At 65.6% G+C, this 14,659-nt stretch carries 12 protein-coding genes; 10 read left to right on the forward strand and 2 right to left on the reverse strand.

What is annotated here, in order from left to right:
- The first annotated feature begins 59 nt into the window (after positions 1 to 59).
- The 8 genes from ACVWY5_RS11615 to ACVWY5_RS11650 all read left to right on the forward strand — a co-directional run bounded on the left by ACVWY5_RS11615 (position 60) and on the right by ACVWY5_RS11650 (position 11,094).
- Entirely contained in the window at positions 60 to 2,198 is a 2,139-nt protein-coding gene (locus ACVWY5_RS11615; RefSeq protein ID WP_028331498.1) for an ABC transporter permease subunit, read from the forward strand.
- Positions 2,198 to 3,319: an NHL repeat-containing protein gene (locus ACVWY5_RS11620; protein WP_051375970.1), complete on the forward strand. Its 1,122-nt coding sequence runs from the start codon at positions 2,198 to 2,200 to the stop codon at positions 3,317 to 3,319. Before ACVWY5_RS11615 ends, ACVWY5_RS11620 begins: the two co-directional genes overlap by 1 nt.
- An 11-nt stretch (positions 3,320 to 3,330) precedes the next feature.
- On the forward strand, positions 3,331 to 4,866 hold the full coding sequence (locus ACVWY5_RS11625; protein WP_028331496.1) for a sugar ABC transporter ATP-binding protein: 1,536 nt from the start codon (positions 3,331 to 3,333) through the stop codon (positions 4,864 to 4,866).
- 351 nt (positions 4,867 to 5,217) lie between these two features.
- Positions 5,218 to 7,533, forward strand: a complete 2,316-nt coding sequence (locus tag ACVWY5_RS11630; protein WP_028331495.1) for a bifunctional salicylyl-CoA 5-hydroxylase/oxidoreductase — start codon at positions 5,218 to 5,220, stop codon at positions 7,531 to 7,533.
- Complete coding sequence (locus ACVWY5_RS11635; RefSeq protein WP_028331494.1) at positions 7,530 to 8,309, forward strand: SDR family NAD(P)-dependent oxidoreductase; 780 nt, start codon at positions 7,530 to 7,532, stop codon at positions 8,307 to 8,309. Before ACVWY5_RS11630 ends, ACVWY5_RS11635 begins: the two co-directional genes overlap by 4 nt.
- An 11-nt stretch (positions 8,310 to 8,320) precedes the next feature.
- On the forward strand, positions 8,321 to 9,160 hold the full coding sequence (locus ACVWY5_RS11640; protein ID WP_028331493.1) for an enoyl-CoA hydratase family protein: 840 nt from the start codon (positions 8,321 to 8,323) through the stop codon (positions 9,158 to 9,160).
- Position 9,161: 1 nt separating this feature from the next.
- Positions 9,162 to 9,557 (forward strand): RidA family protein, encoded by a 396-nt coding sequence (locus ACVWY5_RS11645; RefSeq protein WP_028331492.1) that lies wholly within the window; start codon positions 9,162 to 9,164, stop codon positions 9,555 to 9,557.
- Positions 9,558 to 9,852: 295 nt separating this feature from the next.
- Positions 9,853 to 11,094, forward strand: coding sequence for a flavin-dependent oxidoreductase (locus ACVWY5_RS11650; protein ID WP_028331491.1), 1,242 nt, complete (start codon positions 9,853 to 9,855; stop codon positions 11,092 to 11,094).
- 136 nt (positions 11,095 to 11,230) lie between these two features.
- On the opposite strand, the gene ACVWY5_RS11655 is transcribed toward ACVWY5_RS11650, so the two are convergent.
- Together ACVWY5_RS11655 and ACVWY5_RS11660 are read right to left on the reverse strand one after the other, a co-directional pair.
- Positions 11,231 to 11,683 (reverse strand): cupin domain-containing protein, encoded by a 453-nt coding sequence (locus ACVWY5_RS11655; protein ID WP_026192554.1) that lies wholly within the window; start codon positions 11,681 to 11,683, stop codon positions 11,231 to 11,233.
- A gap of 81 nt (positions 11,684 to 11,764) precedes the next feature.
- Complete coding sequence (locus ACVWY5_RS11660) at positions 11,765 to 12,931, reverse strand: ABC transporter substrate-binding protein (protein ID WP_028331490.1); 1,167 nt, start codon at positions 12,929 to 12,931, stop codon at positions 11,765 to 11,767.
- A 293-nt stretch (positions 12,932 to 13,224) separates the two neighbouring features.
- On the opposite strand from ACVWY5_RS11660, the gene ACVWY5_RS11665 reads away from it, so the two are divergent.
- Positions 13,225 to 13,719, forward strand: coding sequence for a MarR family winged helix-turn-helix transcriptional regulator (locus ACVWY5_RS11665; RefSeq protein ID WP_016845834.1), 495 nt, complete (start codon positions 13,225 to 13,227; stop codon positions 13,717 to 13,719).
- A 3-nt stretch (positions 13,720 to 13,722) separates the two neighbouring features.
- Positions 13,723 to 14,538: an alpha/beta hydrolase gene (locus ACVWY5_RS11670; RefSeq protein ID WP_028331489.1), complete on the forward strand. Its 816-nt coding sequence runs from the start codon at positions 13,723 to 13,725 to the stop codon at positions 14,536 to 14,538.
- The last annotated feature ends 121 nt before the right edge of the window (positions 14,539 to 14,659 follow it).

The raw sequence follows: 14,659 nt of genomic DNA on the forward strand, positions 1-14,659 counted from the left end.
CGGAAAAGTGGAAGCGGGTGTTCCGCAAGATCGTGCTCAATCAAAGGGGTGTTTTGGCGATGTCGATGGCCGTTGATTCCTTTGCCGCGTCGGTGCGGCGGTTCTCACCCCGGCTCCTGCTGTCGGAGCTGTTGCTGAAACAGTGGTTCGAGCCGGTGGTTCCCTTCACCGTGATGGTCGGGCTGTGGGCCTATTTCGCGCTCACCATTCCCGACTACGCCTCGGTGCAGAACTCGGTGTCGCTGCTGCGGCTGTTCGCCGAATTCGGCTTCGTCGCGCTCGCGATGGGCTTCTGCCTCGTCACCGGCGGCATCGACCTGTCGGTCGGCGCGATCTTCGCGCTGTGCAATTTCGCGGCGCTGTACTTCCTTTTGGTGCGCGAATGGCCGGTCGGCCTCGCGGTGCCGGCGACGCTTCTGGTCGGCGCGTTGCTCGGCAGCATCAACGGCTTCCTGATCGGCTTCCTGAAGACGCGGCCGTTCCTGACCACGCTGGTGACGCTGATCATCCTGCGCGCCTCGGTCAACCTGCTCAACACCAGCTACGCCCAGGTGTTCGCCACCAACTCGGTCGAGAGCGACGCCTGGGATTTCATCGGCGGCGGCAGCGTGCTCGGCATTCCCGTCAATGCGGCGACGCTGTTCGTGGTGCTGTTGATCTGCCACATCTTCCTGTCGCGCTCGCGCTATGGCTGGCATCTCACCGCGATCGGCGCCAGCCGCAAGGCGGCGCGCCACGCCGGCATCCGCGTCCGCGTGATGCTGTTCATGACCTATGTGCTGTCGGGAACGCTGTGCGCGGCGAGCGGCATTTTCTACGCCGCGCGGCAAGCCTCGACGGATTCCACCACCGGTGTGGGGTGGGAATTCCAGGCGCTCACCGCCGTCGTGCTCGGCGGCGTGTCGCTGGCCGGCGGCAAGGGCACGGTGTGGCGGGCGATGATCGGCGCGCTGATCATCTTCCTTTTGATCAACGGCCTCGTGCGGATGGGCATCCCGGGCTACGTCACCTCGGCGGTGACGGGCATGATCCTGCTCGCCGCCGTCGGCATCGACGTCAAATGGTCGAAGAACCGCGGCAAGGCGATCCAGAAGATCTATGTCAATCCGGCCTTCGTGCCGCTCGCCTCGGCGCCGGCGGTGCAGCCCGGCGCGACCTCGCCCTACGCGCAGAACGACCGGCTGATCAATGCGCAGGCGATCGGCGTCGATCAGGTCGAGGGGCCCGAGGACGTCATCCTCGATCGCCAGGGCCGGCTCTACGGCTCGACCCGCGACGGCAATGTGATCCGTTTCTCCGGGCCGAACTTCGAGACCCGCGAAGTGTTCGCCCATATCGGCGGCCGGCCGCTCGGCATGCAGTTCGATCGCGACGAGAACTTGATCGTCGCGGTCGCCGGCATGGGCGTCTACGGCGTCGCGCCCGACGGCCGCATCTTCAAGGTCACCGACGAGACCAACCGCACCTGGTACAAGCTGAACGACGATTCCCGCCTGCGCATGGCCGACGACCTCGACATCGCGCCCGACGGCAAGATCTATTTCAGCGACTGCACCACGCGCTACGAGATGACCACCAACACCCTCGACATCCTCGAGGGCCGGCCGAACGGCCGCGTGGTCTGCTACGACCCCGCGACCAGGACCACGCGCACGGTGATCAACCACTTCTATTTCCCGAACGGGATCTGCGTCTCGCATGACGGCAAATCGATCCTGATCGCGTCGACCTCGCTGTGCAAGGTGTTCCGGCACTGGATCGACGGGCCGAACAAGGGCAAGACCGAGGTGCTGATGGACGAGCTGCCGGGTAATCCCGACAACATCAACCGCGCCTCCGACGGCACCTACTGGCTGGCGCTGGTCGGCATCCGCACGCCGACATTCGACCTTGCCGCGCGAAAGCCCGGCTTCCGCCTGCGCATGGTGAAGCAGGTGCCGACCGACGAGTGGCTGGCGCCGGCGCTCAACCATGGCTGCGTGCTGAAATTCAACGAGCAGGGCGAGGCGCTGGAATCCTGGTGGGACCCGACCGGCATCTCGCATTCGACGTTGACCTCGATGCGCGAGCACCAGGGCTATCTCTATCTCGGCGGGCTCGAGAACAACCGGATCGGCCGCATCAAGCTCGACGGCGTCGACGACAGCTGGACCGGCTACGATGCCTATTGGGGCGCAAAGAGCAGGGTGGCGACGTAATGGGATTTTTCGATCATCTGCTGCGCGACATCCGCAGCGTCATCGACCGCGACGGCGGCCAGAACGCGATCCCGCCGCTCGACGGCGCGCTGAGCCCGAACGACCGGCTCGACACCGCCACCCCGATCGGCGAGCCGCTGCCCGGCGTCGACGACGTGATCGCCGCCGCCGACGGCGCGGTCTATGTCTCGGCCGGACGTCGAGTGCTGAAGCTCGGCGGCAATGGCTTGTCGATACGTACGGTCGTCGCCGAGTTCGAGGATGATGCCGGCGGGCTCGCGCTGCATCCGGACGGCCGCCTCCTGGTCTGCGTCGCGAGCAGGGGCCTTGCGGCGATCGATCCGGCGAAGCCCGATCCGCGCTGGCTGGAGGCTGCCGGCGGCAGCGCGCTCACGGGGCTGTTGTCGGTGACGGCGGCGCCCGATGGCCGCATCTATGCCGTCGAAGGCAGCGCCGGCCGACGCCCGGGCGAATGGCGGCACGACCTGATGGAGAAGCGCGCCAATGGCCGGCTTATCGGCTGCGGCGCCGGCCTCGACAATCCGCAGGTGCTGCTGCGCGATCTGCCCTATCCCTATGGCGTGAGTGTTTCGGCCGACGGCAACAGCCTGTGGCTCACCGAGAGCTGGGCGCATCGCCTCAGCCGGTTCGCGCTCGGCGGCAACGGGCTTGGTCCGCGCGAGACCGTCGCCGCCAACATGCCGGGCTATCCGGCGCGGCTGCATCCGGACGGCCATGGCGGCATGCTGCTCGGCATCTTCGCCCGCCGCACCCACCTGATCGAGTTCGTGCTCAAGGAAGACGATTTCCGCGAGGAGATGATGGCGACGATGCCGCCGGATTACTGGGTCGCGCCGGCGCTCGCCGGCGGCAGCGATTGCCTCGAGCCGATGCAGATCGGCAGCGTCAAGGCGCTCGGCATCCAGAAGCCGTGGGCGCCGCCGCGCTCCTACGGTCTGCTGGTGCATCTCGACGCCGAGGGCGATGCGACCGACAGCCTGCACAGCCGCGCCGGCGGCCGCTTCCATGGCATCACCGCCGCCTGCGCCACGCCATCGGGCGTCGTGGTCGCGGCGCGCGGCGCCGGACGCCTGCTGCGCACTACGGGAGAGCTGCGATGAATGACGGTGTGATGCAGGCGGCCCCCGGCGCCAAGACGGCAGAGACCTCCGCAGCCCGCGAGCCGGTGCTGCGGATCACCAACGGCTCGAAAATCTATGGCGGCGTCCACGCCATCGAGGGCGTCAATTTCGACCTCTATCCCGGCGAGGTGCATGCGCTGGTCGGCGAGAACGGCGCCGGCAAATCGACGCTGTGCAAGGCGATCGCGGGCGCGATCCAGCTCACCTCCGGCGACTATCTGCTCGACGGCAAGCCGACCGGTTTCGAGCAGCCGCGCGACGCGCTCAATGCCGGCATCTGCATGGTCTATCAGGAGACCAGCCTGGTGCCGACCATGACCGCCGCGCAGAATATCGAGCTCGGCAACGAAAAGCTGCTGACCCGGTTCCGCACCCTGAACATCCAGGCCCAGCAGCTGTTGCAGTCGCTCAACTTCCACGTCGATCCGGCGACGCCAGTGGCGCTGCTCGGCACCGCCAAGAAGCAGATGGTGGAGATCGCGCGCGCGATCTACAACAAGGCGCGCATCATCATCTTCGACGAACCGACCGCGTCGCTGACGCCGGAGGAGATCGTCCACTTCTTCCATCTGGTGCGTGACCTGCGCGCCCGCGGCGTCTCGATCATCTACATCTCGCATGCGCTGGAGGAGTCGCTGCAAATCGCCGACCGCATCACCGTGCTGCGCGACGGCAAGCTGGTGATCACGGCGCCGGCCAGGCAGCTCACCCGCGACGCGCTGGTGCAGCACATGGTCGGGCGCGAGGTGGCGCAGGCGGTCTATGGCGGCAAGGCGAAAACCCATCAGCGCCGCGAGAAGGTGCTGACGGTCGAGAACGTCACCATGGGCATGGCGGTCAAGAACATGTCGTTCTCGGTCTATGCCGGCGAGGTGGTCGGCATCGCCGGCCTGATCGGCTCCGGCCGCACCGAGATCGCCAAGATCATCTACGGCGCGCTGAAGCGCAATCTGGTCAATGGCGGCACCATCCGGCTGCGCGGCAAGCCGATCCGCTACCGCGTGCCGCGGCAGGCGATCAATGACGGCATCGCCTACATCACCGAGGACCGGAAGGCCAACGGCTTCTTCGAGACCATGGTGGTCGACGACAACGTCTATATCGGCAGCCTCGCCACCGGAAAGGGCTGGAGCTTCCTGCTGTCGCGCGCGCGGCGCAGCAAGCTCGCCAGCTACTGGGTCGATCGGCTCAAGATCAGCGCATTGCAGCGCAAGGCCAGGATCATCGAGCTCTCCGGCGGCAACCAGCAGAAGGTGGTGCTGGCCAAGACGCTGGTGCAGGACCCCTCGATCATCATCTTCGACGAGCCGACGCGCGGCGTCGACGTCGGCACCATCCCGCACATCCACGGCGAAATCCGCCGTCTCGCCGACGAGGGCAAGGCGGTGGTGGTGATCTCGTCCTACCTGCCGGAGATCCTCGCCGTCTCCGACCGCATCCTGGTCGCCCGCACCGGCCGCATCGTCGCCGAGTTCGACGCGGCGGACGCGACGCAGGACAAGATCCTGTACGCCGCAGTGCATTGAGGGCGCGTGCAGTGGGTACGTCCTCGGCGTAGGGCGGATCAGCGCAACGCGATCCGCCACCTTGCCACGCCTTCGACGGGCAAATCAGCAGCAACAAGTACAGTGTCGTCCCGGCGCAGGCCGGGACCCATAACCACAGATTGTCATTGTTGTACGTTGCTGGAACGACGAGTCCCGTCGACAACATCTGCTGCGGCGTATGGGTCCCGGCCTGCGCCGGGACGACAGCGTAGGGTGCGGCGCCAACTCCCTTGACAATTATTTTAAGTATAAAATATTATCCCTTGTCGGCTCCAGGGGGAACGCGCCTCGTCCGCACCCCCAACCCGCCGAAGCCAACGGGAGAACGCCATGCGTATCGTTTGCATTGGAGGCGGGCCGGCCGGGCTTTATTTCGGCATCCTGATGAAGATGCTGGATCCCGCGAACGTCATTTCGGTGGTCGAGCGCAACCGGCCTTACGACACCTTCGGCTTCGGCGTGGTGTTTTCAGATGCGACCATGGACAACATGCGCAAATGGGATCCGGTCACCGCTGACACGATCGAGCAGGCCTTCAACCACTGGGATGACATCGAGGTCCTGATCAAGGGCCGGCGCATGCGCACCACCGGTCACGGCTTCGTCGGCATCGGCCGCAAGCGGCTGCTCAACATCCTGCAGGCGCGCGCCGAGGAACTCGGCGTCGAATTGATCTTCGAGCGCGAGGTGAATTCCGATCTCGAATTTCCCGACGCCGATCTGATCGTGGCGTGCGACGGCGTCAATTCGAAGGTGCGCGTCAAATATGCCGAGACGTTCCAGCCCGACATGCTGATGCGGCCGAACCGCTATATCTGGCTCGGCACCGTCAGGCCGTTCGACGCCTTCACCTTCGACTTCCGCAAGACCGAGCACGGCTGGTTCCAGGCGCACATCTACAAGTTCGAGGAGGGCGCGGCGACCTTCATCGTCGAGACCACCGAGGAGGCCTATCTCGCCCACGGTCTCGACAAGATGGAGCAGGGCGACTCCATCGCGTTCTGCGAGAATGTGTTCGCGGAAATCCTCGAGGGACATCATCTGGTCTCCAACGCGCGGCATCTGCGCGGTTCGGCCTGGCTGTCATTCCCCAGGCTGATCTGCGACAAATGGACCGCGTTCAACGGCAACAGCCATGTCGTGCTGATGGGCGATGCCGCCCACACCGCGCATTTCGCGATCGGCTCGGGAACCAAGCTCGCGCTGGAGGATGCGATCGAGCTCACCAACCAGTTCAAGATCCACGGCGCGACGCGGGACAGCATTCCCGCGGTGCTCAAGGCCTACGAGGAGCTGCGCCGGGTCGACGTGGCGCGGATCCAGAACGCCGCGCGCAACGCGATGGAATGGTTCGAGGTGGTCGGCTCGCGCTATGCCGACACGCTGGAGCCGGAGCAGTTCATGTATTCGCTGCTGACTCGCTCGCAGCGCATCAGCCACGAGAACCTGCGGCTGCGCGACAAGACCTGGCTCGAGGGCTATGAGCGCTGGTTCGCGGAGCGCAGCGGCGTGGCCGCGACCAACGACCGCGTCACGCCGCCGATGCTGACGCCGTTCCAGATCCGCGGCCTGTCGCTTCACAACCGGATCATCGTCTCGCCGATGGCGATGTATTCGGCGGAGGAGGGCGTGCCGACCGACTTCCATTTGGTGCATTTCGGCTCCCGCGCGCTCGGCGGCGCCGGCCTTCTCTTTACCGAGATGACCTGCGTCTCGCCGGAGGCGCGGATCACGCCCGGCTGCTGCGGTCTCTGGAACGACGCGCAGGCGGCGGCCTACAAGCGCATCGTCGACTTCGTGCACCAGAATTCGCAAGCCAGGATCGGCATCCAGCTCGGCCATGCCGGCCGCAAGGGCTCAACGCGCGTCGCCTGGGAAGGCATGGACGAAGCGCTGCCGGACCATAACTGGCCGCTGGTGTCGGCTTCGTCAGTGCCTTATCTGCCCGACGGCCAGATCCCGGAGCCGATGAGCCGCGCCGAGATGGACGAGGTGCGCGACCAGTTCGTCGCGGCGGCACGGCGCGCTGCGGCCGCCGGCTTCGATATCCTGGAGCTGCACTGCGCGCACGGCTATCTGCTGTCGAGCTTCCTGTCGCCGCTGACCAACCGCCGCACCGACGACTATGGCGGATCGATCGAGAACCGCGCGCGTTATCCGCTGGAGGTGTTCCGCGCCGTCCGCGCGGTGTGGCCGGAGGACAAGCCGATGTCAGTCCGTCTGTCGTGTCACGACTGGGCCGAGGGCGGCAACACGCCCGAGGATGCGCTGGCCTTCGCCAAGCTGTTCAAGGATGCCGGTGCCGACCTGATCGACTGCTCTTCGGGGCAGGTCTGGGCCGACGACCATCCGGTCTATGGCCGGCTTTACCAGACCCCATTCGCCGACAAGATCCGCAACGAGGTCGGCATCGCCACCATCGCGGTCGGTGCGATCTCGGAGGCCGATCACGCCAACTCGATCATCGCCGCCGGCCGCGCCGATCTCTGCGCCATCGCGCGGCCGCATCTCGCCGATCCGGCTTGGACGCTGCATGAGGCTGCGAAGATCGGCGTCAAGCAGATCGCCTGGCCGAAGCAGTATCTGTCGGGCAAATCGCAATATGAGGCCAATCTGGAGCGCGCCGCGGCGGGAGGGAAGGCATGACACGCTTCTGGCCCAACGCCCATGCGCTGGTGACCGGCGCCGGTTCAGGCATCGGTGCCGCGACGGCGATCGCACTCGCGGAGGCCGGGGTGCGCGTCAGCATCGCCGGACGCCGGATCGATGCGTTGAAGGCGACCGCGGCATCGCTCGGCAAGCACTCGGGCGCCGTGGTTTCGATCGACGTGACCGATGAGGCTGCGGTGACCAAAGGCGTCGCGCAGATTGAGGCCGAGGCGGGTCCGATCGATATCCTCGTCAACAATGCCGGCAAGGCCGGCAGCGCGCCGTTCGACAAGACGAACGCCGTGCTGTGGGCGGATATGCTGGCAAGCAATCTCTCCAGCGTATTCCTCGTCACGCACGCGGTGCTGCCCGGCATGGCGCAACGCGGCCGCGGGCGGGTGATCAACGTCGCCTCGACCGCGGGCCTTACCGGCTACGCCTACGTCTCCGCCTATGTCGCGGCCAAGCACGGCGTCATCGGCCTGACGCGCTCGCTGGCGCTGGAATATGCACGGCGCGGCGTCACCGTGAATGCGGTCTGCCCCGGCTACACCGATACGCCGCTGGTGGCGGATGCCGCCGCGAACATCGTCGCCAAGACCGGCCGCAGCGCGCAGGAGGCGCGCGCCGCGCTTGCCAAGGTCAATCCGATGCAGCGGCTGGTGACGCCGGAGGAGGTCGCCGACGCCATCCTCTGGCTTGCCGCCGAGGGCGCATCGTCAATCAACGGACAAGCCGTCGCGGTCGCCGGCGGCGAAGTCCTCACCGGGTGAAGGAACACGTCATGTCCGAGATGAAAGCAAAGCTCCGGTCGTTCAAGGATTATCCCGCGAAGCACTTCCGCTGGCAGGTCGATGCGAGCGGCCGTGTCGCGACCATCACGCTGAACCGGCCGGACAAGAAGAACCCGCTGACGTTCGAGTCCTATGAGGAGCTGCGCGATCTCTTCACCAATCTCAAATATGCCTCCGATGTCCGCGCCATCGTGCTGACCGGCGCCGAGGGCAACTTCTGCTCCGGCGGCGATGTGTTCGAGATCATCGAGCCATTGACGCGGATGGCGATGCCGGACCTGCTCGCCTTCACGCGGATGACCGGCGAGGTGGTGCGGGCGATGCGCAAGTGCCCGCAGATCATTGTCGCTGCGATCGACGGCATTTGCGCCGGGGCCGGCGCGATGCTGGCGCTGGCGTCCGACCTGCGGCTGGCGACGCCGCAGGCCAAGACCGCGTTCCTGTTCACCCGCGTCGGCCTTGCCGGCGCCGACATGGGCGCGTGCGGGTTGTTGCCGCGCGTGATCGGGCAGGGCCATGCGGCCGATCTGCTCTACACCGGGCGTGCGATGAGCGCCGAGGAAGGTTTTGCGTGGGGCTTCCACAACCGCCTGGTGCCGCCGGCGGAGCTCGCCGGTGCCGCGCAAGACCTGGCGCGCTCGCTCGCGGATGGGCCGTGGTTCGCGCATGGCGTGACCAAGACGATGTTCAACCAGGAATGGGCGATGGGCGTCGACGAGATGATCGAGTCGGAAGCGCAGGCGCAGGCGATCTGCATGGTCACCGGCGATTTCCGCCGCGCCTTCGAGGCGTTCGCCGCCAAGCAGAAACCGGCCTTCGAGGGCAATTGAGATGATCGAGATCCTGCAACCGGAAGGATGGGCCAAGCCGATCGGCTACGCCAATGGCACGGCCGCGCGCGGCAAACAGCTCTTCATCGCCGGCCAGATCGGCTGGAACGGACAATGCGTGTTCGAGACCGACGATCTCGTCGCGCAGATCGGCCAGACCTTGCGCAACATCGTCGCGGTCGCCGCCGCCGGCGGGGCCGGGCCCGAGCACATCGTGTCGATGACCTGGTACCTGATCGACCGCAAGGAGTATTCGGCGCGGCTGAAGGAGATCGGCACGGTCTATCGCGACATCATTGGCCGGCGCTTTCCGGCGATGACCGCGATCCAGGTTGCCGGCCTGATCGAGGATCGCGCCAAGGTGGAAATCCAGGCGATTGCGGTGGTGCCGGAGTGACGGGAATGCGCTCCTACCAGTTCCGTCATCCAGAGGTGCGAGCCTTGCGGCGCTGGGCGAACCTCGAAGGATGAACGGCCCCGCTGGTGGCCCGTCGACCCTTCGAGACGCGCGTTCCGCGCTCCTCAGGGTGACGGGGATAAATTGGAGTTCGCTGAAGCAATGTTAAGCCTAAGCCCAATCATCGCGGGCGCGCCCAAGTCCCAGACGACAAACCTGCTTGCGGCCGGGCGAGGGGGCATGCGACCCTAGGCCAAAGCGTAAAAGCGTCCTGTTGTGAGTGGAGGTGAGGACGATGAAGGCGATTATCGTCGGAGGCGGAATCGGAGGCCTCACCACTGCGCTGATGCTGCGCTCGCGCGGCATCAGTTGCGAGTTGTACGAGCAGTCCGAGACGATCCGCGAGCTCGGCGTCGGCATCAACACATTGCCGCATGCGATCCGCGAGCTGGCGGGGCTTGGCTTGCTCGACAAGCTCGACGAGGTGGCGATCCGCACCTATGAGCTGTTCTATCTGACGCGACATGGCCAGCAGGTCTGGCACGAGAAGCGCGGGCTCGATGCCGGCCACGACGTGCCGCAATTCTCGATCCATCGCGGCCGCTTGCAAAGCGTAATCCATCAGGCCGTGGTCGATCGGCTTGGCGCGGATGCGATCCACACCGGCTGCCGGCTTGGCTCCTTCACCCAGGATGAGGGCGGCGTCTCGGCCTATTTCTTCGACCGCAGCGGAGCCCATGTGCATACCGCGCGCGGCGACATCCTGATCGGCGCCGACGGCATCCACTCAAAAGTGCGGCAGACGCTGTTTCCGGACGAGGGCGGCCCGTGCTGGAATGGCCTGATGCTGTGGCGCGGCGCGACCGACTGGCCGGCCTTCCTGACCGGGCGCTCGATGATCATCGCCGGCGGGCTGAACGCCAAGGCCGTAATCTATCCGATCGCGCCGGGCTCGAGCCCGGCAAGCCGCCTCACCAACTGGGCGGTGCTGGTGCGGATCGGCGACGGCACCTCGCCGCCGCCGCGCCGCGAGGGCTGGTCCAATCTCGGCCGGCGCGACGAGATGATGCCCTATGTCACGAGCTTCACGATCCCGCAGGTCGACTTCACCGGACTGATCAACGCGACGCCGGAATTCTGGGAGTATCCGTGCTGCGACCGCGATCCTTTGCCGTATTGGTCGAGCGGCCGCGTCACGCTGCTCGGCGACGCCGCGCATCCGATGTATCCGGTCGGCTCGAACGGCGCATCGCAGGCCATTCTCGATGCGCGCTGCCTGGCCGACATGCTGGCGCGATCGGAGCATCCGCGGCAGGCGCTGGCGGCCTATGAGCGGCAGCGGCTGCCGATGACCGCCGACATCGTCGCCTCCAACCGCCGCGGCGGGCCGGAAGGCGTGATCGATGCCGTCGAGCAGCTCGCGCCGCAAGGTTTTACCGACGTCGACACCATCCTCAATTACGAGGCGCGCGAGGCGATCGTCCGCGGCTATGCCGCCAAGGCCGGCTTTGCCGCGCGCGTGGTGGCGCGGCAGTAGGAGGCAATGTCCGATCCTCACCCTGAGGAGGCCGCAACGCGGCCGTCTCGAAGGGTCGACGGCCATCGGCCGGGCCGTGCATCCTTCGAGGCTCGCTGCGCTCGCACCTCAGGATGACGGGGAGAGACCGCGCGGCCTACGCCGGAGGCGGCGGCAGGAAGTGGATGTTGTGCTCGGCGGCGAGCCGCACCACGTCATCCGGGTTCTGCTCCTTCATGTTGTGGATCGCCCAGAACAGGTCGTAGAGCCTCCGCGTCGGCGACACCCAGAACAGCGTCTTGGCCGGCTGCTGCGACTTGTTGAAGATGCCGTGCGGCTTGCCCATCGGCAGGCGAACCAGATCGCCAGGAGTTGCGGATTCGTCGGCGCCGTCGAGCATGAAGTCGAGCTTGCCCTCGAGGATGTAGAGGTACTCGTCCTGGTCGGGGTGGATATGCGGAGGAACGAAGGTACCCGGCGGGAAGGTGGCGTGCCAGGAGAATGAATGCTCGGTGCGGCTCTTCGGCACGTAGGTCTGGCCGAGGATGCTCCAGGAAATGCCCTGGATGCCTTCATTGGCGCGGGTGATGCCGGCGATCTCGTCTTTCATCGTCATGTCTCTTGATCTCCATTTGACGCGTTTTCTTCACGCGAACCGGTACCCACTTCGCTCGAAAACGCTTCGAGTGATCTATTTAGCCGCGCAGTCCTTGGCGTAGCGGTCACCATAATTCGAGAACACCTTTTCGACGATCTCGGTCTGGAATTTGCCGTCCGGCCGCTTCGCGACCTTGGTGAGGTAGAAATCCTGGATCGGATAGCCGTTGTTGCTGAACTTGAAGTTACCGCGCAGCGAGGTGAATTCGGCCTTCTTCAATGCGGCCGCGACCGCGTCCTTGTTGGAGAGATCGCCCTTCACGGCCTTGACCGCACTGTCGATCAACAGCGCCGCATCATAGGCCTGCATGGCGTAGGTGCCGGGCACGCCGTTGTAGGCCGCCTCATAGGCGGCGACGAACTTCTTGCTTTGGGGATTGTCGAGGTTTGGGGCCCAGTTCGCCCCGCCGAACATGCCGACCGCTGCATCCTGCTGCGCGGGCAGGGTGGATTCGTCGACGGTGAAGGCGGAGAGCACCGGCACGGTGGCGCCAGCCTGCTTGTACTGCTTCACGAGATTGACGCCCATGCCGCCCGGCATGAAGGTGAACAGCGCGTCCGGCTTCTGCGCGGCGATCTTGGAGAGTTCAGGCTGGAAATCCAGCGTGTTCAGCGGCGTGTAGGATTCCTCTGTTATCTCGCCCTTGTAGTCGAGCTTGAAGCCGGCGACGGAATCGCGGCCGGCCTGATAATTCGGCACCAGGAGGTAAACGCGCTTGTAGCCGCGGTCCTGCGCCACCTTGCCGAGGATCTCGTGCACCTGGTCGTTCTGGTACGACGTGACATAGAAGAACGGGTTGCACTCCTTGCCGGCGTAGCTGGAGGGGCCGGCATTCGGGCTGATCAGGAAGGTCTTGCTGTCGGTGACCGGGCGGTGGATCGCCTGCAGGATGTTGGAGAAGATCGGGCCGACCACGAAATCGACCTTGTCGCGCTCGAGCAGGCCGCGCACCTTGACCACCGCGCCGTCGGGCTTCAGTTCGTCATCGGCGTTGACGATCTCGACATCGCGGCCGGCCATCTTGCCGCCGAGGTCCTTGATCGCGAGCGCAAAGCCGTCGCGGACCTGCTGGCCGAGCGCCGCGGCCGGGCCCGACGTTGTGACCAGCACGCCGATCTTGATCTTCTCCTGCGCGGTCGCCGGGGTGACGGCGACACCCAGCAGCGCCGCCAATCCCGCGAGCTTCGTCAATTGTTTCATGTCTCTCCCCCGACCACTGCTTTGATGTTTCGGCTTCAGCCCAATTGGCCTCAGCTTAGTCTGACGCGCGCAACCGCTGCAAGCGATGTGGCATCGCGTCAGGGCGATCGTCGCGCATCATGCAGGCGCTGCCCATGCAAGCGCCGCGCCAATTGCTTGAAGTTTAAAGAAATTGCAGGATTGCCCAGACGGATCAGGCACGATTCGCAATTGTCCTTGCGGGACGCCACGAATTGCTTGAAGCTCAAAACAATTGGTCCGACCGGAACCCGCCGCGGAGGCACGATCGCCGCATGATCCTCGATTCCGAAACCAAAGCCGTCGAACTGCCCGACGATCACGGCACCGAGCTGCGGCTGTGGCTGCGCCTCTTGACCTGCACCACGCTGATCGAAGGCGAGGTGCGCAGCCGGCTGCGCGAGAAATTCGACGTCACGCTGCCGCGCTTCGACCTGATGGCCCAGCTCGACAAGGTGTCCGACGGCATGACGCTGTCGGACCTGTCGAAGCGGATGATGGTATCGAACGGCAACGTCACCGGGCTGGTCGAGCGCCTGGTTGAATCAGGCCATCTCGATCGCCGTACCTCGGAGACGGACCGCCGCGTGCAGTTCATCCGGCTCACAAAACTCGGCCGCGCCGAATTCCGCAAGATGGCCGCCGAGCACGAGAAGTGGATCGCCGATATCTTCGGCGATCTCTCGCCGAAGGATATCCGCGAACTGATGCGGCTGCTCGCCAAGGCCAAGGGCTCGGCGCAGCGCTCCGCCAAGGCGAGGAGCGCTTAAGCCGTGACTGAGGTCGATTACGAGGTCGAATACAACAACCGGGCGCGGGTGCCGGAAAATTCGGCGCTGATGGCCGGCTGGGCGAGGGACTCGGCGGCCTATCGCGAGCAGCATCCACCGCGGCGGCTGACCTATGGTCCGGGCAGCCGCAACGTCATCGACCTGTTCGAAGGCGATCGTGACGGGCCGCTCGTGGTCTTCATCCATGGCGGCTACTGGCAGGCGCTCGACGGCTCGTCATCGAGCCACTGCGCGCGAGGGCTCAACGGCCACGGCATCAGCGTCGCGGTGCCGAGCTACGATCTTTGCCCCAATGTCACGGTCGGCGACATCATCGGCGAGACGCGTGCGGCGTGCCGCGAGCTGGCCAGGCTCGACCGGCCGCTGGTCGTGTCGGGACACTCCGCAGGCGGACATCTTGCCGCATGCATGCTCGCGACCGATTGGCCGGCCTATGATGCGTCGCTGCCGAAGGACCTGGTCAGGGCTGCTTACGCGATCTCCGGCCTGTTCGAGCTTGAGCCATTGGTCGGCACCTCCATCAACAAGGCGCTTGGCCTCGACCGCGCCGCAGCACGGGCGGCGAGCCCGCTGTCCTGGACGCCGCCTGCGGGCGCAACGCTCGATGCCGTCGTCGGGGGCGCCGAGAGCGCGGAATATCACCGGCAGAGCCGGACCGTCGTCGATGTCTGGGGCAAAGCGGGCGTTGCAACGCGGTTCGGCGTTGTGCCCGACGCCAATCATTTCACCGCGATCGCGCCGCTCGCCGACCCGGGCTCGGCGATGGTCGCGCGGTTGAAGCAGCTTACGCAAATCTGAGGTTGTGAAGGATCGGCCGGCGATTGCCCCGCGATTTCCACCCTTGCGCCCAATTATTTTAAGTATAAAATGATTGGCGGTTGGAACGCTGCCGGGCGTCCTCGATATTGATGTTGGTCTT

The organism is Bradyrhizobium sp. USDA 3256, assembly GCF_054058275.1.